Source organism: Candidatus Bandiella numerosa (assembly GCF_021811875.1).
GTDB lineage: Bacteria > Pseudomonadota > Alphaproteobacteria > Rickettsiales > Midichloriaceae > Aquirickettsia > Aquirickettsia numerosa_A.
On the sequence record NZ_JAJBJD010000302.1, the window covers coordinates 1 to 239 of the forward strand.

General features: G+C 36.4%; 1 protein-coding gene. It reads left to right on the top strand.

The window, feature by feature from the left end:
* The coding region (locus tag L8D11_RS05690) for a reverse transcriptase domain-containing protein (protein ID WP_272906068.1) at positions 1 to 239 on the top strand (239 nt) is incomplete at both ends.

The following is a 239-nucleotide window of genomic DNA, read 5'->3' on the forward strand; positions in this document are numbered from 1 at the left end:
CTCACCACTTCTTAGTAACATTTTACTTCATGAACTAGATAGAGAACTTCACTTGCGCAAACACTCATTTGTGAGGTATGCTGACGACTGTAACATTTATGTTAGTTCTAAGCCTGCTGCTCAAAGAGTGCTTATCTCAATAACGAAGTTCCTCAATGGTAAGTTGAAACTTAAAGTCAATCTTACTAAAAGTGCTGCTAGTTCTGTACAAAGCCGTAAATTCCTAGGATTTACTTTAT